Origin of the sequence: Nocardioides sp. (genome assembly GCF_044226765.1) — a bacterium.
Taxonomy (GTDB): Bacteria; Actinomycetota; Actinomycetes; order Propionibacteriales; family Nocardioidaceae; genus Nocardioides.
The window spans coordinates 79,652-99,926 of record NZ_JBGAGJ010000008.1 but is presented as its reverse complement, the minus strand read 5'-3'; the positions used below and the strand labels follow the sequence as shown (position 1 = coordinate 99,926).

The following is a 20,275-nucleotide window of genomic DNA, read 5'->3' as shown; positions in this document are numbered from 1 at the left end:
CGGCCCAGGCGTCCGGCTCAGGCCGCGAGGTAGGCGCCGAGCGCCTCGTCCGCGCGGTGCGCGGCGTCGGCCAGACCGGTGACCGCGATCCGGGCGTGCGCCAGGTCGGTGCGGCGCAGGTGAGCCTCCAGCGTCCGGCCGAGCAGGCAGAGCTCGCCGGCCCCGACCGTGCAGGCGGAGACCTTCAGGCTACGCACGGCGTCGAGCGCCTCGTCGACATCGCCCTCGCCCAGCGTGGTGGCGATCCGGCGGACGCGCTGCGGGAGCAGGGTGCGGAACTTGTCCACGAAGACGTGGGCGAACATGTCGTCGTCGGTGAGGTCCGCGACGACGCACGGGTCGAACACCGCGGCACCTGCCTGGTGCTTCTCGTTCATGGGCACCCCCTTCCGCAGTCAACTGTGCGGGACGCGGCTCAAGCGCACCGGTGCCAAACCCTCAAGACCTCCGCAAGCCGACGATTTCCGTCCACAAGCGCGCCACCTGCGCCGGGTCGTGCGCGAGGGCGGCGCCCTGCACGGCGACCTCGGTCGTCACGAGGCCCGGGACCGGCGCGTCCCACCACGGAGAGCCGGGGGCCAGCCGCTCGCGCTCCATGAACTCGGCCAGCCGTTCGTTGACCGCGTCCGCCCGGCCGGGAGCGTGGACCTGGAAGGTGTTGGTGTGCGGCGGGTCCGGGTCCACCGTGAAGCCCGCGGCGCTGAGCTCGCGGGCGAGGTCACGCGCCCAGCCGACGTACTCCCCCACCCGTGGGAGGTGCTCGTGCAGGCCGGCGAGGGCGCCCACGGCGTACGGCGTCATCCGGAACAACGTGCCACCCATCCGGCGCCGCCACCGGCGCAGGTCGGCGGCGAGGTCGGCCGGGCCGGCCACCGCGGCCCCGGCGTGGGCGCCGAGCACCTTGTAGAACGAGACGTAGACCGAGTCGGCGAGGTCGGCGACCTCCGGCAGCGAGTGGTCGAGGAAGGGCTGGGACTCCCACAGGCGCGCACCGTCGACGTGCAGCGGCACCCCGAGCTCACGAGCGGTCCGGGAGAGGTCGACCAGCTCGTCCCAGGTCGGCAGCCGGCAGCCGGCGTCGCGCAGCGGCAGCTCGACCAGGGCCGCCCCGAGCCCGGCGGGCAGGGCAAGCAGGTCTGCGGCGGTCGCCGTCCGCCTCCCGGTGGTCAGGTGCTCGAACCGGAACCCGTGCAGCTCGCGCGGGCCGTCCTCCTCGTGGACCAGCAGGTGGGAGCGGTCCGGGAGCGCGACCCGCCGCGACCCCGAGCGCTCGCACCAGGCTCGGAGGGCGGCCTGCTGGCCCATCACGCCGCTGGGGAAGAAGACGGCCGCCGGCTTGCCCAGCAGCTCGGCCACCTCCGCCTCGAGCCGGGCGACGGCGCCGCCGTCGCCGTAGGTGTCCCACGAGTCGATCCCCAGCTCCCCGCAGGCCGCGCCGAGCCGCGCGAAGGCATCCGCCGGGGACTCGCGCTCACCATGGAGCACCGAGCGCGTGCAGGCGGCCGAGGCCGCGCGGAGCCGGGCGGTGAGGTCGTCGTCGGCCACGTCAGTTGAGGATGCGCATCGTCGACGGCACGCCGCCGCCGCGGTGCACGTCCTCGACGAGCTCCTGCAGGGCGGTGAGGGCGACGTTCTGCGACATCGGGCCGTAGGAGACCCGGGCGACGCCCAGCTCCTCCAGCCGCGCTAGCGGCGGGACACCGGGGATGCCGATCAGCGTCAGCTTTTGCGGGCCCCACGCGTCGACGATCTCGCCGACCTGGGTCTCGTCGAGGATCGCGGGCACGAAGACCACCGGGGCGCCGGCGTCGAGGTAGGCGCGGCCGCGCTCGATCGCCTCGGCGACGTTGTCGGCCGGGTCGCGGTCCCGGCGCAGGTGGAAGGCGTCCGTGCGGGCGTTGAGCACGAAGTCGACGCCCTCCTGGTCGGCGACCTGCATGATCTTCTCGACGTTGCGGGCCGCCTCGGCCAGCGGCCGCATCTGGTCCTCGATGTTGGCGCCGACCACGCCGATCCCGATCGCCCGGCGCACCGTCTCGGCCGGGTCGCCATACCCGCCCTCGAGGTCGGCGGTGACGGGCAGGTCGGTCGACGCCACGATCCGTCCGACCGCCTCGAGCATCAGGTCGAGCGGGATGTTCTCGCCGTCCTCGTAGCCGTAGGACGCGGCGATCGAGTGGCTCGCGGTCGCCAGCGCCCGGGTGCCGTCGACGTCGGCGACGACCTTGGCACTGATCACGTCCCACACGTTCACGACGGTCAGCAGCTCGGGGGCGCGGTGCAGGTCCAGGAGGGTGGTCGCCTTGGACGCGGTGGTGGGGGCGGTCTCGGTCATGGGGTCACCCTAGGTCGCCGGGTGGAACCGCGGCAGCACCCCGGACGTCGGACCGGCATGGGAACACGACGAACGACTCTCGGGCTGGTGCTGGCCGCCCTCGTCCTGGCCACCGGGTGCGGGAGCTCGACCGGCTCCGGCGGTGGCACCGACGCTGGCACCGGGTCCGGCGGTGGTGGTGCAGCCGCGTCGTGCGCGGCGCCGTACCTCGACGACCGGCCGCCCGGCGAGCCGTCCCACGGCGGCCGGCCAGTGGTGCGCGTGGGCGAGGACGTCACGGTCTACGGGCACTTCTACACCAGCACCTGCAACGACACAGGTGGGGACACCGGTGGCCACGACCCGCTCGAGCCGCTGCCACCGGTGACGCTGACCGTGCGGATGCCCGACGGCGACGTCGTCGACCTCGGCACCCACACCCCGAGCGGCCCCGACGCGGGCTTCGCCGCCGTCCTGCACGTGCCTCCCACCGCCGCCACCGGCGTCGCGACGGTCCGCGATGACGGCGACCCGCACGCCACCCTCGAGATCGAGGTCCGCGCACACGTGGAACCCGGACCGCGCTAGGCCCAGGGGTCCTCGCGCCGCCACACCGTCGGCATCGCCAGGTCCCGTCCGTCGCCCTCCGCCAGAGCGGTCAGCACCGACATCGTGACGTCGAGGTCGTCCCCGGCGTAGGGCAGGGCGCGCAGCGGCTGGTCGAGCGGTCGGAAGAAGTCGTCCCAGTGCGTGAGCACCACGCGTCGGGCGCCGACGGCGCGCACCGTGTGCGCCCAGTAGTCGTGCAGGTAGCGCTCCGGCTGCACGCCGAGCTGGCCGACGCCGAGGTAGACCACCTCGGCCTGCAGCCCGTCGAGAGCGTGCGGCACGAAGCCGGCGCTGCCCTGGACGAGCGCGGTGCGACCGCCGACGTGGGCGACGTGGATCGACCAGGCCTCGCCGCACCTGTAGGCGTTGGCCCGCACCGGCGGGACGACCGGGGTCGCGACGACGCCCGGGTAGCGGTCGGGCGGGCAGTGCTCGGACACGACGTGGGTCAGCGCGAAGTCCCCGACCCGCAGGGGCTCACCCGGCCTGACGACGTGGATCTGCTCGGCGCCCAGACCGGCGCCGCGACCGACGTTCGCCGTCGACTCACCACCGACCAGCAGCCCGCCGGCCCGCTGCGCCACCGCCGCGGAGTCCAGGGCGTGGTCGTAGTGGGTGTGCACCGGGGCCACCGCTGCGAGCCGGCGGCCACCGGCCCCGAGCCCGACCCGGTCCAGGGCGGCGTCGATGCGCTCCCCGTCCGGTGCGATCCTCGCGAACGCTACGCGCAGCAGCGAGGGGCGCGAGAAGAACCCGTCGAACAGCACCGCCGACTCACCGTCGTCGAACAGCAGCGTCGAGACACCCAGGAAGGTCACGGCCAGGCCCTCCCCCGCCGCCGGCACGGTGAAGCGGTCGGCGTACGCCGCCAGGTCCGGTCGTCCGGTCTTGAGCCTCATGGGGCCATCATGGCGTCGGTTTGCTGCGCCGTGTCCGACGCGGCGGCTGCGGTTTCACCAGGGGATGCAGGTGAACCTGCACTTCCCATGGTGGGCTCGCCGTGGGAGGTGCAGGTTCACCAACAGACCATGATGAAACGGCGGCGGCTCGGGCAGGAGAGCTGCCACGGTCGACAGCCGCGGCGGACCGGCTGCGGTTTCACCAGGGGATGCAGGTGAACCTCCACTTCCCATGGTGGGCTCGCCGTGGGAGGTGCAGGTTCACCAACAGACCATGATGAAACGGCGGCAGCTCGGGCAGGAGAGATCGCCCCGACCGCCCGCTCAGGTCTCCCAGAAGACCCGCTCCACGACGGCCCGGGCGAGCCGGGTGTAGCGGAGCTGGTCGTTGACCATGGCGTCGGAGGAGCCGGGCGGGTAGCCGAGGACGGCGGCCACGGCGGCGCGCTCGCGGATGTCGCGGGGCAGCTCGTCGACGGGCTTGCCGCGCACGAGCGTGACCGCGTTGCGCACCCGGCTCACGCGGCGCCAGGCCTGCTGGAGGATCGCGGCGTCGTCCTCGTCGACCAGACCGGCCTCGCGGGCCGCGGTGAGCGCCTCCAGGGTGCGGGAGGTGCGCAGGCCGGGCAGCGCGCCGGCGTACCGCATCTGCAGCAGCTGGACCGTCCACTCGATGTCGGCGAGGCCGCCGCGCCCGAGCTTGAGGTGCAGGTGCGGGTCCGCGCCGCGCGGCAGCCGCTCCTCGTCGACCCTGGCCTTGATCCGGCGCACCTCGAAGACGTCGTCGTCGGACAGGCCGCCCGCGGGGTAGCGCAGCGGGTCGATCAGCTCGGCGAAGCGCTGCAGCAGTCCCGGGTCACCCACGACCGGGTCGGCGCGCAGCAGCGCCTGCGACTCCCAGACCTTGGACCACTTCGCGTAGTAGGCAGCGTAGGAGTCGAGGGTGCGCACCAAAGCGCCCTGCCGTCCCTCCGGCCGCAGGTCGGCGTCCACCTCGAGAGCCGGGTCCGGGCCGGGCAGGGCGAGCAGCCGGCGCAGCTCGTTGGCGACCGCCTGGGCGTACGACGCCGCCGTCTGCGGGTCGGCGTCGGACACCGGGTCGTGCACGAAGAGCACGTCGGCGTCGCTGCCGTAGGAGAGCTCGAACCCCCCGTAGCGCCCCATCGCCACCACCGCCATCCGGGTCGGGGCGACGTCGAGCCCGCGCTGGGCGCGCACCGCCCGCCCGGCCACGGCGAGGGTCGCCTCGAGGGTGGCGTCGGTCAGCCGGGACAGGCCCGCGCCCACGTCGGCGACGTCGGTGAGACCGAGCAGGTCGCCGGCGGCGATGCGCAGCAGCTCCCGCCGCCGGATCCCCCGCACGGCGAGCACGGCGGGCTCGGGCTCCTCGTGGCGGCCCGCCGTGGCCAGCATCTCCTCGGTGAGCGCCTCGGCCGGCAGCGGCCGCAGGTCACCGCCGAGCATGCGCACGCCCTGCGGCTCGCGCTCGAGCAGGTCGGTCGCGTAGCGGGAGGTCGCGAGCACCCGGGCGAGCCGCTCGGCGACCTGCCCCTCGTCGCGCAGCGTGGAGAGGTACCAGGGGGTCGAGCCGAGCGACTCGCTGATCCGCCGGAAGCCGAACAGCCCGGCGTCGGGGTCGGGCGCGTCCGCGAACCAGCCGAGCAGCACCGGCAGCAGCGTGCGCTGGATCTGGGCGGCCCGGCTGACGCCGGAGGTGAGCGCCTCGAGGTGCCGCAAGGCCCCGGTCGGGTCCAGGTAGCCGAGCGCCGCCAGCCGCTCCTCGGCCGCCTCCGGCGAGAGCCGCACCTCCTCGCCCGGGATCCGGGCGACCGCGGTGAGCAGCGGGCGGTAGAAGAGCTTCTCGTGCAGCCGGCGCACCTCGCGGCGGTGGTGCTGCCAGGTCTTGTCCAGGGTCTCGACCGGCTCCTTGAGGAAGCCCATGCTGCGACCGATCCGCCGCAGCGACGCCTCGTCCTCGGGGACGACGTGGATCCGCCGCAGCCGGTGCAGCTGGAGCCGGTGCTCGAGCGTGCGCAGGAACGCGTACGCCTGGTGGAGCGCCTCGCCGTCCTCCCGCCCGACGTAACCGCCGCGGGTCAGCTCGGCCAGGGCGCTCAGCGTCGCCGACGGACGGATCCGCTCGTCGGCGCGTCCGTGGACCAGCTGCAGCAGCTGGACGGCGAACTCCACGTCGCGCAGGCCACCCTCCCCCAGCTTCAGCTGGCGCTCGGCCTCCTTGGCCGGGATGTGCTCGATCACCCGCCGCCGCATCGCCTGGGTGTCCTCGACGAACCCGTCGCGCTCGGCCGCCGACCAGACCATCGGCCGGGTCAGGTCGACGAACTCCTGGGCCAGCGGCAGGTCGCCGGCGACCGCGCGCGCCTTGAGCAGCGCCTGGAACTCCCAGGTCTTCGCCCAGCGCTCGTAGTAGCCGCGGTGGCTGGCGATCGTGCGCACCAGCGGTCCGGCCTTGCCCTCGGGGCGCAGCGCCGCGTCGACCGGCCAGATCGTGCCCTCCCCGGTGTGGTCGGAGCAGACCCGGATCAGGTGGCTGGCGAGCTGGGTCGCGATGCGTACGGCGGCGTCGTCGTCCGCCCCGTCGGCGGCGGCGTGCACGAAGATGACGTCGACGTCCGAGACGTAGTTGAGCTCGTGACCGCCGCACTTGCCCATGGCCACGACGCCGAGCCGGGCGAGGGCGGCGTCGGCGCCGACCCGCGCCCGCGCGACCGCCAGGGCGGCGTCGAGGGTGCCGGCCGCGAGCTCGGAGAGCTCGGCAGCGACGTCGTCGACCCCGAGGTGGTGCGAGAGGTCCCGAGCGGCAAGGCGCAGCAGGACCCGGCGGTACTCCACCCGCAGCGCGTCCACCGCGACCGCGTCCGGGCGGGTGGCGACCGGCGCCGGGTCGCGCGGGTCGGCGCCGACCGCCAGCAGCAGCCCCTCGCGGACCGACCAGGAAGCGGGCCGGGTGGAGCCGAGCCGCGAGTCGGCCAGCTCGCGCCACTGCTCGGGGTGCCGGACCAGGTGGTCGCCGAGCGCCTCGCTCGCACCGAGCACCGACAGCAGCCGCATGGCGGTGCCCTCGTCGCCGGCGATCGCCTCGAGGAGGTCGTCGGGGTCGTCGACCGCGTCGGTCAGCCTCACCAGCGCGGCGAGCGCCTGGTCGGGGTCGGCCGTGCGCGCGACCAGCGCGAGCAGCCGGTCGCCCGGGTCCCCCAGGCGCCGGAACGCGACCAGCGCGGCCTCGGTGTCCTCGAAGCCCAGGCGCAGGAGGTTGCCCTTGCCGGTCGCGGAGCGGCTCATCGCGGCGGATCCTCCGTGCGCGCCGCGCGGTCCCGGTGCTCGGCGGCCAGCTCGGCCAGCCCGGTGGCCAGCGGACGCCACGCCGCCTCCAGCTCCGCGCTCGCCGCGTCGATGTCGCGCAGCAGCGCGTCGGTGTCGATGCCGCGCGTCTCGTGGGACCCGCGGTCCTCCTCCCCCCACGGCCGCAGCACGTCGGCGTCGACCTCGGGGTGCAGCTGGACCCCCCACACCAGCGGCGCGAACCGGGCCGCCTGCACCTCCCCGCGGCCGGTCTCGGCGAGCAGCACGGCCCCGGCAGGGAGCACGACGACGACGTCGTCGTTCCAGTGCACGCCGCGCCGCGGCCAGGACAGTGGTCCGAGGAGCCGGTCGTCGCGGGCCGCCTCGGTCCAGCCGACGCCGATCAGGCCGAGCTGCTGGCCGTGCGGGTTGCGCGCCACCTCGCCGCCGAGGGCGGTCGCCACGAGCTGGTGGCCCAGGCAGATCCCCAACGTCGGCAGGTCCGTGGCCCGCGCCTCGCGGACCAGCTCCCTGACCGGGCCCAGCCACGGGTGCGTGCCGTCGTCGCCGGCGCCCATGGAGCCGCCCAGCACGACGAGCGCGTCGTACGGCGCGAGCCCCGGCAGCGGGTCGCCGGCGTACGGCCGGGCCACGTCGAGCTCGCAGCCCGCCTCGGCCAACCAGGTGCCCAGGAGCGCCGGCGGGCAGCCCGCCTCGTGCTCGACGACGAGCACGCGAGGAGCGGTCACCGGGGCTCCTGCTCGGGGGCGAAGACGACGACCAGCAGGCCGATGCCCGCGACGGCCGTGAGCAGGCCGACGGCGATGCCGATGAGCGGGATGGAGAGGGACACCAGGAGCGCGCCGGTGAGGACGCACAGCGAGCGGGCGCGCTCCGAGCCGCGGCGTACGGCCCGCAGCGCCAGCCCGCCCGACAGGGCGAACGCGGTCGCGATCACCAGCAAGGTGATGCCGTAGGGGTGGAGCTCGTCGCTGAGGATGAGCACCGCGATCACCACGAGGACGACCGCGAAGAGCAGCGGCAGGTAGAGCACCCGCTGCAGGCTGCGGGCGCGGCGCTCGGTCAGGAACGGCTGGTCGGCATCCGCCATCTCGGCCCCGCCCTCAGATCACCGGGAGCATGCGGTCGCGCTCGAAGACCGAGACCTGCCCGCGATACTCCTCCCACTCGGCCCGCTTGTTGCGCAGGAAGAAGTCGAAGACGTGCTCGCCCAGGGTCTCGGCGAGCAGCTCGGAGTGCTCGGCGACCGCGATCGCCTCGGACAGGCTCTTGGGCAGCGGCTCGATGCCCAGGCTCTGGCGCTCGCGCTCGGTCAGCGCCCACACGTCGTCCTCGGCCTCGCGCGGCAGGTCGTAGCCCTCCTCGATGCCCTTCATGCCGGCGGCCAGGACCACGGCGAAGGCCAGGTAGGGGTTGCAGGCCGCGTCGACGGTGCGCAGCTCGATCCGGGTGGACTGGCCCTTGTTGGGCTTGTACATCGGGACGCGGATCATCGCGGACCGGTTGTTGTGCCCCCAGCAGATGTACGACGGCGCCTCGCCGCCGAACATCAGCCGCTTGTAGCTGTTGACCCACTGGTTGGTGACCACGCTGATCTCGTTGGCGTGCCGCAGCACGCCGGCGATGAACTGCCGGCCCGTCTTCGACAGCTGGTACTCCGCGCCGGCCTCGAAGAACGCGTTGCGGTCGCCCTCGAAGAGCGAGACGTGCGTGTGCATGCCCGAGCCGGGGTGCTCGGTGAACGGCTTCGGCATGAACGTGGCCCAGATCCCCTGGCCGAGCGCCACCTCGCGGATCACTGTGCGGAAGGTCATCACGTTGTCGGCGGTGGTGAGCGCGTCGGCGTACCGCAGGTCGATCTCCTGCTGGCCCGGACCGCCCTCGTGGTGGCTGAACTCGACCGAGATGCCCATCGCCTCGAGCATCGTGATCGCCTCGCGGCGGAAGTCGGCGCCCATCGACTGCGCGGTGTGGTCGAAGTAGCCGCTGCGGTCCACCGGCACCGGCGGTACGCCGGGCTCGGGCTGGTCCTTGAAGAGGTAGAACTCGATCTCGGGGTGCGTGTAGAAGGTGAAGCCCTGGTCGGCGGCCCTCGAGAGCGTCCGCTTGAGGACGTGCCGCGGGTCGGCGTAGGAGGGGGAGCCGTCGGGCATCACGATGTCGCAGAACATCCGGGCCGTCGCCGGGCCCTCGCCGCGCCACGGCAGGATCTGGAAGGTCGACGGGTCGGGCATCGCCAGCATGTCGGCCTCGTAGACCCGCGCGAAGCCCTCGATCGCCGACCCGTCGAAGCCGATGCCCTCCGAGAAGGCGCCCTCGAGCTCGGCGGGAGCGACCGCCACGGACTTCAGCGAGCCGAGCACGTCGCTGAACCAGAGCCGGACGAACCTGACGTCACGCTCCTCGAGCGCCCGGAGGACGAAGTCTTCCTGCTTTCCCATGGCGGCGAGCCTAGCGGCGCCGTACCCGCACCGGATGCCGGGTGAACGCCGGTGGGCGGACGGGCACGGACGGGCCGTGGGCGTGCCGCCCGGTCAGGGCCGAGGTCAGGACTGCGGTCAGGACTGGGGGACGTTCGCCTCGAGCTCGGCGAGCCACGCGGCCGGGGAGGCGTCGGAGGGCATCCGCCAGTCGCCGCGCGGCGACATCGTGCCGCCGTGGCTGACCTTGGGGCCGTTGGGCAGCGCGGAGCGCTTGAACTGGCTGGCGAAGAACCGGCGCACGAAGACCTCCAGCCACCGCCGCACGGTGGCGAGGTCGAACTCGACGCGCCGGTCGTCGGGGAAGTTCGGGGGCCACTCCCCCGCCTCCCGGTCATGCCAGGCGTGCCAGGCCAGGAACGCGACCTTGCTGGGCGGGTAGCCGTAGCGCAGCACGTGGAAGAGCGTGAAATCCTGCAGTGCGTAGGGGCCCACGGACTCCTCGGTGGACTGCGGGAGCTGGTCCTCCCGGGCCGGGATCAGCTCGGGGCTGATCTCCTGCGCGACGACCTCGTCGAGGACCTCGTTGGTCTCGTCGTCGAACTGCCCGGAGGTCGCCACCCAGCGGATCAGGTGCTGGATGAGCGTCTTCGGCACACCCGCGTTGACGTTGTAGTGCGACATCTGGTCGCCCACCCCGTAGGTGCACCAGCCCAGCGCGAGCTCGGACAGGTCCCCGGTGCCGAGCACGATCCCGCCGCGGTGGTTGGCGAGCCGGAAGAGGTAGTCGGTGCGCAGCCCCGCCTGCACGTTCTCGAAGGTGACGTCGTAGACCTCCTCCCCCTTCGCGTAGGGGTGGTCCAGGTCGGTCAGCATCGCCCGTGCGGCGTCGGTGATGTCGATCTCCTGCATGGTGATGCCGAGGGAGTTCGCGAGCCGCCAGGCGTATCCCTTGGTGCGCTCACCGGTCGCGAAGCCGGGCAGGGTGAAGCCCAGGATGTCGCTGCGGTCGCGGCCGAGCCGGTCCATCGCCTTGGCAGCGACGATCACCGCGTGCGTGGAGTCCAGCCCGCCGCTGAGGCCGACGACGACCTGGGGGCCCTGCCCACCCGGGCCGCCGATGGCCGAGAGGCGCTGCTCGAGACCGGAGACCTGGATGTTGTAGGCCTCGTAGCAGTCCTGGGCCAGCCGGGCCTCGTCGTCGGGCACGAACGGGAACCGGTCGACCTTGCGCCGCAGGCCGATGTCGCCGGTGGGCGGCGCGAGCTCGAAGCGGACGGTCCGGTGGCGGCCCCCGGTGGTTGAGGTGCGAGCGAAGCGAGCCTCGAAACCCCGGCGGTTGTCGTCGAAGGTTCCGGTGCGCAGCCGCTCGAGCCGGGTCCGGTCGAGGTCGAGGTCGGCCACCGCCCGGCGCGGTCCGTCGGGGAAGCGCTCGGTCTCGGCGAGCAGCTCGCCGTGCTCGTAGACCATCGTCTGTCCGTCCCAGGACAGGTCGGTGGTCGACTCGCCCTGGCCGGCGGCGGCGTAGACGTACGCCGCCAGGCAGCGGCTCGATGCGCTGCGGGCCAGCAGGTGGCGGTCCTCGGCTCGGCCGACGGTGATCGGGCTGCCGGAGATGTTGAGCAGCACCGTCGCGCCGGCCAGTGCGGCCTCGGCGCTCGGCGGAACCGGGACCCACATGTCCTCGCAGACCTCCACGTGCAGCACGAGGCCCCGCACGTCCTCGGCCTCGAAGAGCAGATCGGGCCCGATCGGCACCTCCTGCCCGGCGAGCACGGTCGTGCCGCGCACGTCGTCGCCGGGGGCGAACCAGCGTCGCTCGTAGAACTCGCGGTAGGTCGGCAGGTAGGACTTCGGCGCGACACCCAGGATCCGCCCGCGGTGGATCACGACCGCGCAGTTCAGGACGCGGTTGCCGTGCACGACCGGGGCGCCGACCACCAGGACAGGCAGCAGGTCCGCCGAGGCGGCGACGACCTCGGCGACCGCGTCGGTCACGGCGTCGAGGAGCGCGTCCTGAAGGAACAGGTCGTCGACGGAGTACCCCGAGAGGCACAGCTCGGGGAAGATCGCGACCGCGACCCCGTCGTCCGAGCACGCCCGGGCCTGCTCGAGGACCGCGCGGGCGTTGGTCGCCGGGTCGGCGACCCGGACCGGCACCGTGCAGGCCGCGACCCGCGCGAACCCGTGGGCGTAGGCGGAGTAGAAGTCCACGCTCCGCATGTTCCCACGCGGCCGGTTCTCACGCCGTCGCGGTGATCACCCACGCCGTGGCGTCGACGCTGAACGGGCCCTCGGGCAGCAGCTCCGCGCAGCGGGCCCGCAGCGCCTCCCGCTGCTCGGGGGGCAGCCCGGCGACGTGGTCGCCGGCGGGGCCGACGCCGAGCGTGTAGGGCTCCCACCACTGGTCGAACCCGGAGTAGGCGACCGACACCGTCAGGGTGCCCTCGACCACGTCGCGGAGCCCGGCCGCGCGCGCGAGCGCCCCGAGGTCACCCTCGCCGGTGCCGGGCAGCGCCGCCTCGTCGGCGACGCCGGGGTCGAGGTCCTTGGCGGCCCGCCAGAACGTCGTCAACGGTCCGGTCGCGGTCGCGTGGTTCCAGACCGTCGCCGCCACCGCACCACCGACCCGGCCCATCTCCTGCAGGCCACGGACCGGCTCGCTCATGAAGTGCACGACGAGGTTGGCCAGCGCGACGTCGAACGCGCCGTCGTCGAAGGGCAACGACTCCGCGGTCCCCTGCCGGACGTCGACACCCGGGCAGCGCTCGCGGGCGGCCGCGACGAACGGCGGCGAGGGGTCGAGTGCCACCACGCCCTCGGTGCCGAGCCGCTCTGCCAGACGCGCCGTCAGCACCCCGGGGCCGCAGCCGACGTCCACGGCACGCATCCCCCGCCGTACGCCGGCGAGCTCGACGAGCTGGTCGGCGAGCGGCTCGGAGTAGCGCCCCATGAAGCGCCCGTAGGAGTCGGCTGCGACGTCGAAGGCCATCGGCCGACGGTAGGCCGATGAGTTCTGCCCCGTCCATGAGTCAATCGGGGCATGCCCGAGATCAGCACCTGCCTGTGGTTCGACGACAACCTCATGGAGGCGGTGGACTTCTACACCACCGTCTTCCCCAACTCCGCGGTCCAGGGGGTCTCCCACTACGAGGACGGGCGCGTGCTCGCCGCCGAGTGGACCCTGGACGGACGGCCCTTCCGCGGCATCAACGGCGGTCCGATCTACGCGGGGTTCACCGAGACGATCTCGCTCAGCGTCAGCTGCGCCGACCAGTCGGAGGTCGACTACTACTGGGACACCCTGGTGGCCGGCGGCGAGCAGAGCCAGTGCGGCTGGCTCAAGGACAAGTTCGGGCTGTCGTGGCAGATCATCCCGACCCGGCTCTACGAGCTGCTGTCCGACCCCGACCCGGCCCGGGCGCAGGCCGCCGGTGCCGCGATGATGCAGATGCAGAAGATCGTCGTGGCCGACATGGAGGCCGCCGCCGACGCCGCATCCTCCTAGCCGGGTGACCAGCGACACAGGAGTCATCCGCGACCTGCGGGACTAGCCTGGCTGACGGTCCGTGGACTCCACCGGGGAGCTGCGAGATGACAGTCAGGGAGATCCCATGAGCGAGGAGACCGCGCCGTACGGCTCGGGGCCGGCAGCGTCCGCACCACCGACCAAGCGGGTGCGCACCCACCACCTCCGCGAGATGAAGCAGCGTGGCGAGAAGATCACCATGCTGACGACGTACGACATGTACTCGGCCGCGATCTTCGACGAGGCCGGTGTCGACATCCTCTTCATCGGCGACTCGGCGGCCAACAACGTCCTCGGCTACGAGACCACCATCCCGGTGACCGTCGACGAGCTGCTGCCGCTCGTGCGGGCCGTGTCGCGGTCCGTGCGCCGCGGGCTGGTGCTCGCCGACCTGCCGTTCGGCAGCTACCAGGCCTCCCCCGAGCAGGCGTTCCACACCGCCGTCCGGTTCATGAAGGAGGGCGGCGCGCACGCGGTGAAGCTCGAGGGCGGCGTCGAGGTCGCGCCCCAGGTCGAGAAGCTCTCGACCAACGGGATCCCGGTCATGGGCCACATCGGCTTCACCCCGCAGTCCGAGCACAGCCTCGGCGGCTACCGGGTGCAGGGCCGCGGCGAGGCCGCCAAGCAGGTCCTGGAGGAGGCGCGCGCGATGGAGGAGGCCGGCGCCTTCGCGATCGTCATGGAGATGGTGCCGGGCGACGTCGCCGCAGAGGTCACCGGCTCGATCTCGATCCCCACGATCGGCATCGGTGCCGGTGCCGGGTGCGACGGGCAGGTGCTGGTGTGGCAGGACGCCTTCGGCCTGCGCAGCGGCAAGATGGCGCGCTTCGTCAAGCAGTACGCCGACCTGCACGGCGTCCTCCTCCAGGCCGCACGCGACTACGCCGCCGACGTCAGGGCCGGGACCTTCCCTTCCGACGAGCACACGTTCTGAGCACCGCCCTGCCTGAGCTCGCGAAGGCAGGGCTCCCGGTGCCAGGTCGAGTAGCGCCCGCGACCGAGGAACGAGGTCGCGACGGCGCGTATCGAGACCTCCGCCGTTCCGGGTCTCGATACGCTCGCTGGCGCTCGCTACTCGACCACCGAACACACCGCGGTGCATGACACCTGTCACGGGCACCTCGTGACGGTCGTGTGAGGGTCGGAGCATGCGGCGACGGCATCGTGGAGCCATGACCTCCCCCAGCGTCTCGGCAGCCCCCGTGGCCGGCACCCACCCGGTCCCCGCGGTCCGCCTCACCGGCGTCACCAAGGACTTCGGCCCGGTGCACGCCGTCCGCGGCATCGACCTCGAGCTCCACCAGGGCGAGATCGTCGCCTTCCTCGGCCCGAACGGCGCCGGCAAGACGACGACCATCGACATGGTGCTCGGGCTCTCCCGTCCGACCACCGGCCACGCCGAGGTGCTCGGCATGAGCCCACGGCACGCCGTCGCCCGCGGCCTCGTCTCCGCCGTGATGCAGACCGGCGGTCTCCTCAAGGACCTCACCGTCCGCGAGACGGTGCAGTACACCGCGAGCCTCTTCGCCGACACCCGCCCCGTCGACGAGGTGCTCGAGAACGCCGGCATCACCGAGATCTCCGACCGCAAGGTCGCCAAGTGCTCCGGCGGCGAGCAGCAGCGACTGCGGTTCGCGATGGCGCTGCTGTCCGACCCCGCGCTCCTCCTGCTCGACGAGCCGACCACCGGCATGGACGTCGAGGGCCGGCGCACGTTCTGGTCCGCGATCCGCGCGGACGCCGAGCGCGGTCGCACGATCATGTTCGCGACGCACTACCTCGAGGAGGCCGACGCGTACGCCGACCGGATCGTGCTGATCAGCCACGGTCGGGTCGTCGCGGACGGGACCGGCCCCCAGATCAAGGCGCTCGCGTCGGGCCGGACGGTCCGTGCCACCCTGCCCGGCGCCGACACCGACGCGCTGCGTGCGATCGGCGGCGTCACCGGGATCGAGGTGCGCGGCGACGCGGTGCTCGTGCACACCAAGGACAGCGACGCGGTCGCCCGGCACCTGCTCACCCGCACCGACGCCCGTGACCTCGAGATCACCTCCCAGGGCCTCGAGGACGCCTTCTTGAGCCTGACCGGAGAGGACGACCCCCGATGACCACCACGACCATCGACCCCACCGCGCGGAAGGTCCCGCCGCTCGGCGGCTTCAACCTGACCCTGCTCGGCATCGAGCTGCGGCGGATGCTGCGCAACCGGCGCACCGTCATCTTCGCCATGGTCTTCCCCGCCGCGCTGTTCCTGAGCTTCGGCTCCACCGCGGACTGGAACCAGAGCGTCGGCAACGGCAACGTGGCGGCGTACGTCATGGTCTCGATGGCGCTGTACGGCGCCGCGCTCACCGCCGCCTCGGCCGGCACCCAGGTCGCGATCGAGCGCGCGATGGGCTGGTCGCGGCAGCTGCGTCTCACGCCGCTCAACCCCGGCGTCTACATCGTCGTCAAGGCGATCCTGGCCCTGGTCCTCGGGGCGCTGGCCATCGCGGTCGTCAACCTGGTCGGCGTGCTGCAGGGCAAGCCCGACATGCCGGTCGACGTCTGGGTCGACTGCGCGCTGCTCACCCTGGCCTGCACGTCGGTCTTCGCCGCGCTCGGGCTCTTCGTCGGCTACCTGCTGCCGGGCGAGAACGCGATGCAGATCCTCGGCCCCGGCCTCGCCCTGCTGTCCTTCCTCGGCAACGTCTTCATCCCCATCGACGAGGGCAGCTGGATCTACACGATCGCGCAGTGGACCCCGATGTACGGCGTCGCGGAGATCAGCCGCTACCCGCTCACCGGCGACCTGACCTGGATCGCGGTGGTCAACGCCGCGCTGTGGCTCGCGGTCTTCGTCGGCGGCGCGGCCTGGTGCATGGCCCGCGACACCGCCCGCGTCTGACCGCGCGACAGTAGCCTTCGCGCCATGACCGAGGAGCCGACCCGGCCGACCCAGCTCGACCGGCTGGGTCCGCTCTTCGCCGGGGTGTGGCTGTTCTTCCTGGTCGACCCGCTGCTCACCGGCTGGGACCACCGGGGCGAGGTGACCGGTGTCGTCGGGATGCTGGCGACGGTCGCGTTCGCCGTGCTCTACATGTCGCTGTGGATCCGGGTCCGCAACGAGCGCCAGCGGCTGGTCGACAACCCGCCGCTGCGGCAGTCGGTGCCCTACCTGCTCGGTCTCGTCGCCATCGGCGCGGTGATGGTCGGCTGCCTCGGCGAGACCGGCCTGGCCAGCGTCGTCTACATCGCCGTCGCCTGCTTCATGGTGCTGCCCCTGCGCACAGCCGCGGCCTGCGTGGCCGTCCTCATCGCGACCTCGCTGACGCTCAGCGCCGTTGCCGGGTGGGGCAGCCAGGCCGGCCTCGTCTTCGGCATCCTGGCCGCCTCGGTGGCGATCTTCGGGATGCGGCTGATCCTGCGCCGCAACCTGCAGCTGCTGGTCGCCGAGCAGGAGAACGCCCGGCTCGCGGTCGAGAACGAGCGCACCCGCTTCGCCCGCGACCTGCACGACATCCTCGGTCACTCACTCACGGTGATCACGGTGAAGGCCGAGCTCGCCCAGCGGCTGGTCGACGTCGACCCCGAGCGGGCCAGGGCCGAGATCGCGGACCTCGAGCGGCTCAGCCGCGACGCGCTCTCCGACGTACGCCGGGCGGTCGAGGGCTACCGCGAGCTGACCCTCCCCGGGGAGCTGGCGCGCGCCCGCGCCGCACTCGCCGCCGCCGAGATCGAGGCACACCTGCCGAACTCAGCCGACGAGGTGCCCACGGAGCTGCGCGAGCTCTTCGCCTGGACCGTGCGCGAGGGGGTGACCAACGTGATCCGGCACTCCGGCGCCCGGACCTGCGAGGTGCGGCTCACCTCGTCGAGCGCCGAGGTCCGCGACGACGGGCGGGGGGCCGCCGCAAGCCCCGGACACGGTTCGGGGCTGGCCGGCCTGCGCGAGCGCGCGGCCGCGGCCGGCGCGGCCGTGGTGACCCGCACGCTCGAGCCCGGCTTCTGCCTGGAGGTGGTGCGGTCGTGACGATCCGGCTGCTGCTCGCCGACGACCAGGCCCTGGTCCGCGGCGCCCTCTCCGCACTGCTGGGACTGGAGCCCGACCTCGAGGTCGTGGCCGAGGTCGGGTCGGGCGACGCGGTCGTCCCGGCCGCCCTCGCCCACCACCCCGACGTGGCGCTGCTCGACGTCGAGATGCCGGGCACCGACGGCATCACCGCGACGGCGGCGCTGCGGGCCGCGTGCCCCGCGACGCGGGTGCTCATCGTGACCACGTTCGGCCGGCCGGGCTACCTGCGCCGGGCGCTCCAGGCCGGTGCCTCCGGGTTCGTCGTCAAGGACACGCCCGCCGCGCAGCTGGCCGACGCCGTACGCCGGGTGCACGCCGGGCTGCGCGTCGTGGACCCCGCGCTGGCGACCGACAGCCTGGTCGCCGGCGAGTCGCCGCTGACCGCGCGCGAGACCGACGTGCTCCGGGCGGCGCGGGACGGCTCGTCGGTGGCCGCGATCGCCGCGAAGCTGTTCCTCTCCGAGGGCACGGTGCGCAACCACCTCTCGGCCGCCATCGGCAAGACCGGCTCCACCAACCGCGCCGAGGCGGTGCTCACGGCAGAGGGGAACGGCTGGCTGTAGGCTCTGCGGCCCGGCGTACCGTGGCGACATGCGCAGGATCGTCCTCCTCACGCTGGTGACGCTCGTCTCCGCGCTGCTCGCGCCGGCCGCGCTCGCGCAGGCTCCGGACCGTCCGGCGGCACCGCAGCACGGGGAGCGCGTCGCCGTCCCGGCCCTGCGGGTGACCCGCCTGGTCACCGGGCTCGACCACCCGTGGGACGTGCGCCCGGTCGGCGACGGCAGGCTGCTGATCACCGAGCGCTCCCGGGCCAGGCTCTCGCTGTGGACCGGCCAGCACCGGCGGACCATCCGCGACTTCCCGTCCGACAAGGTCTGGGTCTCCACCGACAGCCCGGAGACCGGGCTGATGGGCCTGGAGACCGACGCCGGCTTCGCGACGAACCACCGGATCTACACCTGCCAGGGCGGTTTCACCCGCTCGGGCCACCAGGTGCGGATCATGACCTGGACGCTCGACCCGGCGCTCACCCGGATCACCTCGGGCCGGCAGCTGCTCGGCGGCCTGCCGGCGACCAGTGGGCGGCACGGCGGGTGCCGGATCGTGCAGGTCGGCCCGCGGCTCTACGTCGGCACCGGCGACGCCGCGACCGGCACGAACCCGGAGGACCTGACCTCCCTCGGCGGCAAGACGCTCTGCCTGCTGGCCGCCACCGGTGCCCCCTGCCGCTCGAACCCGTTCATCGACGCGACCAACCGCAACCAGCGCTACGTGCAGACCTACGGCCACCGCAACGTCCAGGGCATCGACGTGCGCGGGGACGGGACGCTGTGGTCGGTGGAGCAGGGCACCTACCGCGACGACGAGGTCAACCGGCTCGTCAACGGCGCCGACTACGGTTACAACCCGGTGCCGGGCTACAACGAGTCGGTCCCGATGACCGACATGTCGCTGCCGGGCCGGCAGCGCCGCGCGGTGTGGAGCTCCGGCGACCCGACCCTCGCGACCTCCGGTGGCGGCTTCGTCCGTGGTAGCGGCTGGGGCTGGTACAACGGCACCTTCGCCGTCGCCGCGCTCAAGGCGGAGCGCGCGGTCTTCCTGAAGCTCTCCTCGACCGGCGCCCTGCGCAACGTCCGCACCCCCGCCGAGCTGCGTCGCTTCGGACGGCTGCGCACGGTCGTCGACGGACCGGGCGACGTCGCCTACGTCACCACCGACAACGGCGACGGGCAGGACGTGATCCTGGCGGTGCGTCCGACACCTTGACCACTCGACTTGGTCCGCTTTGGCATGCTGGGTGTCCCGACCAGGAAGAGCCGTGGACAGCCAGACCATCGTCAGCATCCTTCTCGTCGTCGCGTTCGTGCTCGTGGGAGGTGTGTTCGCCGGCACCGAGATCGCCCTGGTCTCGCTCCGCGAGGGGCAGATCAGCGCGCTGGAGTCGCGCGGCGGGCGAGCCGCCCGCGTGGCCGCGGTCGCCCGCGACCCCAACCGGTTCCTCGCCGCCGTGCAGATCGGCGTCACGGTCGCAGGCTTCTTCTCCGCGGCGTACGGCGCCAGCACGCTCGCACCCGACTTCGCACCCGCCCTCGAGGGGCTGGGCCTCGGCGAGGAGGCGGCGGACACCGTCTCGCTGGTGCTGCTGACGCTGGTGATCGCCTACCTCTCGCTGGTGCTCGGCGAGCTGGTGCCCAAGCGACTCGCACTGCAGCGCGCCCAGGGCGTGGCGCTGGCCGTCGGCGGGGCGCTGGACCGGTTCGCGGTGCTGATGCGACCCGTCGTCTGGCTGCTGTCGGCGTCCACCGACGCCGTCGTGCGGCTGCTGGGCGGTGACCCGCGGGCGACCTCGGAGGCGCTCAGCGACGAGGAGCTGCGCCACCTCGTCGGCCAGCACGAGGGTCTCGCCGAGGACGAGCGCCGGATCCTCGTCGACGTCTTCGACGCCGGCGACCGCACGCTGAGCCAGGTCAAGCGGCCGCGCGGCGACGTCGCCTTCCTCGCCGGCGACGTGACGGTCGCGCAGGCCACCGAGACGGCCCGCCGGCTGCCGTACTCGCGCTTCCCGGTGCTCGGCGACGGCCTCGACGACGTCCGCGGCTTCCTCCACGTCCGCGACCTGCTCGGCGCGGACCCCGCCACGCGTGTGCGCAAGCTGACCCGCGACATCGTGCACCTGCCCGCGACCAACCGGGTGCTGCCGTCGCTGACCCGGATGCGGGCCGAGGGCTGCCACATCGCGGTGGTGGTCGACGAGTACGGCGGCACCGACGGCATCGTCACCCTCGAGGACCTCGTCGAGGAGCTGGTCGGCGAGATCCACGACGAGTACGACGTGCCCGTGGCCGAGCCCGCCGACGGCGACCTCGACGCCGGTCTGACGATCGAGGAGTTCGCCGAGCGCAGCGGCCTGGTCCTCGAGCCGGGCCCCTACGAGACCGCAGCCGGCTTCGTCGTGCACCGCCTCGGCCGGCTCGCGCACCTCGGCGACACCGTCCGCGTCGGTGACGACGAGCTCGTCGTCACCGCCGTCGACCGGCACCGGATCACCCTGCTGAGCGTCCGGACCACACCGTCGGACGGCGGTTCCGGCGATTCACCCCCGCCGACGGCCCCTGCCACCTAGCC

Annotated in this window: 19 protein-coding genes; 9 read left to right on the top strand and 10 right to left on the bottom strand. The window is 73.3% G+C overall.

Annotation, left to right across the window (positions count from 1 at the left end):
* Nucleotides 1–17 precede the first annotated feature (17 nt).
* The 3 genes from ACILRH_RS16540 to ACILRH_RS16530 form a co-directional block, all read right to left on the bottom strand.
* Nucleotides 18–377: an Hpt domain-containing protein gene (locus ACILRH_RS16540; RefSeq protein WP_395695103.1), complete on the bottom strand. Its 360-nt coding sequence runs from the start codon at nt 375–377 to the stop codon at nt 18–20.
* Between the two features lie 61 nt (nt 378–438).
* Nucleotides 439–1,545 carry a threonine aldolase family protein gene (locus ACILRH_RS16535; protein WP_395695101.1) on the bottom strand — a complete coding sequence of 369 codons (1,107 nt, stop codon included), beginning with the start codon at nt 1,543–1,545 and terminating at the stop codon, nt 439–441.
* 1 nt (nt 1,546) lies between these two features.
* Nucleotides 1,547–2,335 carry an isocitrate lyase/phosphoenolpyruvate mutase family protein gene (locus ACILRH_RS16530; protein WP_395695099.1) on the bottom strand — a complete coding sequence of 263 codons (789 nt, stop codon included), beginning with the start codon at nt 2,333–2,335 and terminating at the stop codon, nt 1,547–1,549.
* An 87-nt stretch (nt 2,336–2,422) separates the two neighbouring features.
* Here ACILRH_RS16530 and ACILRH_RS16525 point away from each other — a divergent pair, with 87 nt between their 5' ends.
* Nucleotides 2,423–2,902 (top strand): hypothetical protein, encoded by a 480-nt coding sequence (locus ACILRH_RS16525; RefSeq protein WP_395695097.1) that lies wholly within the window; start codon nt 2,423–2,425, stop codon nt 2,900–2,902.
* Here the strand turns inward: ACILRH_RS16525 and ACILRH_RS16520 are convergent.
* From ACILRH_RS16520 to ACILRH_RS16490, 7 genes are all read right to left on the bottom strand, one after another.
* Nucleotides 2,899–3,822: an MBL fold metallo-hydrolase gene (locus ACILRH_RS16520; protein WP_395695095.1), complete on the bottom strand. Its 924-nt coding sequence runs from the start codon at nt 3,820–3,822 to the stop codon at nt 2,899–2,901. The genes ACILRH_RS16525 and ACILRH_RS16520 overlap by 4 nt on opposite strands.
* A gap of 324 nt (nt 3,823–4,146) precedes the next feature.
* Nucleotides 4,147–7,125: a bifunctional [glutamine synthetase] adenylyltransferase/[glutamine synthetase]-adenylyl-L-tyrosine phosphorylase gene (locus ACILRH_RS16515; protein WP_395695093.1), complete on the bottom strand. Its 2,979-nt coding sequence runs from the start codon at nt 7,123–7,125 to the stop codon at nt 4,147–4,149.
* Nucleotides 7,122–7,874, bottom strand: a complete 753-nt coding sequence (locus tag ACILRH_RS16510) for a type 1 glutamine amidotransferase (protein ID WP_395695092.1) — start codon at nt 7,872–7,874, stop codon at nt 7,122–7,124. The genes ACILRH_RS16515 and ACILRH_RS16510 overlap by 4 nt, the downstream gene beginning before the upstream one ends.
* The gene (locus tag ACILRH_RS16505; RefSeq protein ID WP_395695090.1) at nt 7,871–8,236 is read right to left on the bottom strand and encodes a hypothetical protein; all 366 of its coding nucleotides are present in this window, start codon (nt 8,234–8,236) and stop codon (nt 7,871–7,873) included. The genes ACILRH_RS16510 and ACILRH_RS16505 overlap by 4 nt, the downstream gene beginning before the upstream one ends.
* 13 nt (nt 8,237–8,249) lie before the next feature.
* A complete protein-coding gene (locus ACILRH_RS16500) occupies nt 8,250–9,587 on the bottom strand; it encodes a glutamine synthetase family protein (RefSeq protein ID WP_395695088.1) in 1,338 nt (445 codons plus the stop codon).
* Between the two features lie 117 nt (nt 9,588–9,704).
* Nucleotides 9,705–11,789, bottom strand: coding sequence for an NAD(+) synthase (locus ACILRH_RS16495; RefSeq protein ID WP_395695086.1), 2,085 nt, complete (start codon nt 11,787–11,789; stop codon nt 9,705–9,707).
* A gap of 19 nt (nt 11,790–11,808) precedes the next feature.
* Nucleotides 11,809–12,558, bottom strand: coding sequence for a class I SAM-dependent methyltransferase (locus ACILRH_RS16490; RefSeq protein WP_395695084.1), 750 nt, complete (start codon nt 12,556–12,558; stop codon nt 11,809–11,811).
* Nucleotides 12,559–12,609: 51 nt separating this feature from the next.
* Here ACILRH_RS16490 and ACILRH_RS16485 point away from each other — a divergent pair, with 51 nt between their 5' ends.
* The 8 genes from ACILRH_RS16485 to ACILRH_RS16450 all read left to right on the top strand — a co-directional run bounded on the left by ACILRH_RS16485 (nt 12,610) and on the right by ACILRH_RS16450 (nt 20,273).
* Nucleotides 12,610–13,074, top strand: a complete 465-nt coding sequence (locus ACILRH_RS16485) for a VOC family protein (protein ID WP_395695082.1) — start codon at nt 12,610–12,612, stop codon at nt 13,072–13,074.
* Between the two features lie 106 nt (nt 13,075–13,180).
* Nucleotides 13,181–14,029 carry a 3-methyl-2-oxobutanoate hydroxymethyltransferase gene (panB, locus tag ACILRH_RS16480; protein ID WP_395695080.1) on the top strand — a complete coding sequence of 283 codons (849 nt, stop codon included), beginning with the start codon at nt 13,181–13,183 and terminating at the stop codon, nt 14,027–14,029.
* 238 nt (nt 14,030–14,267) lie between these two features.
* Complete coding sequence (locus tag ACILRH_RS16475) at nt 14,268–15,203, top strand: ABC transporter ATP-binding protein (RefSeq protein WP_395695078.1); 936 nt, start codon at nt 14,268–14,270, stop codon at nt 15,201–15,203.
* Nucleotides 15,200–15,982 carry an ABC transporter permease gene (locus tag ACILRH_RS16470; RefSeq protein WP_395695076.1) on the top strand — a complete coding sequence of 261 codons (783 nt, stop codon included), beginning with the start codon at nt 15,200–15,202 and terminating at the stop codon, nt 15,980–15,982. The genes ACILRH_RS16475 and ACILRH_RS16470 overlap by 4 nt, the downstream gene beginning before the upstream one ends.
* Nucleotides 15,983–16,006: 24 nt before the next feature.
* Nucleotides 16,007–17,107 (top strand): sensor histidine kinase, encoded by a 1,101-nt coding sequence (locus ACILRH_RS16465; RefSeq protein ID WP_395695074.1) that lies wholly within the window; start codon nt 16,007–16,009, stop codon nt 17,105–17,107.
* Complete coding sequence (locus ACILRH_RS16460) at nt 17,104–17,712, top strand: response regulator (protein WP_395695072.1); 609 nt, start codon at nt 17,104–17,106, stop codon at nt 17,710–17,712. Before ACILRH_RS16465 ends, ACILRH_RS16460 begins: the two co-directional genes overlap by 4 nt.
* 28 nt (nt 17,713–17,740) lie before the next feature.
* The gene (locus ACILRH_RS16455; RefSeq protein ID WP_395695070.1) at nt 17,741–18,916 is read left to right on the top strand and encodes a PQQ-dependent sugar dehydrogenase; all 1,176 of its coding nucleotides are present in this window, start codon (nt 17,741–17,743) and stop codon (nt 18,914–18,916) included.
* A 52-nt stretch (nt 18,917–18,968) separates the two neighbouring features.
* The gene (locus ACILRH_RS16450) at nt 18,969–20,273 is read left to right on the top strand and encodes a hemolysin family protein (RefSeq protein ID WP_395695069.1); all 1,305 of its coding nucleotides are present in this window, start codon (nt 18,969–18,971) and stop codon (nt 20,271–20,273) included.
* Nucleotides 20,274–20,275 lie beyond the last annotated feature (2 nt).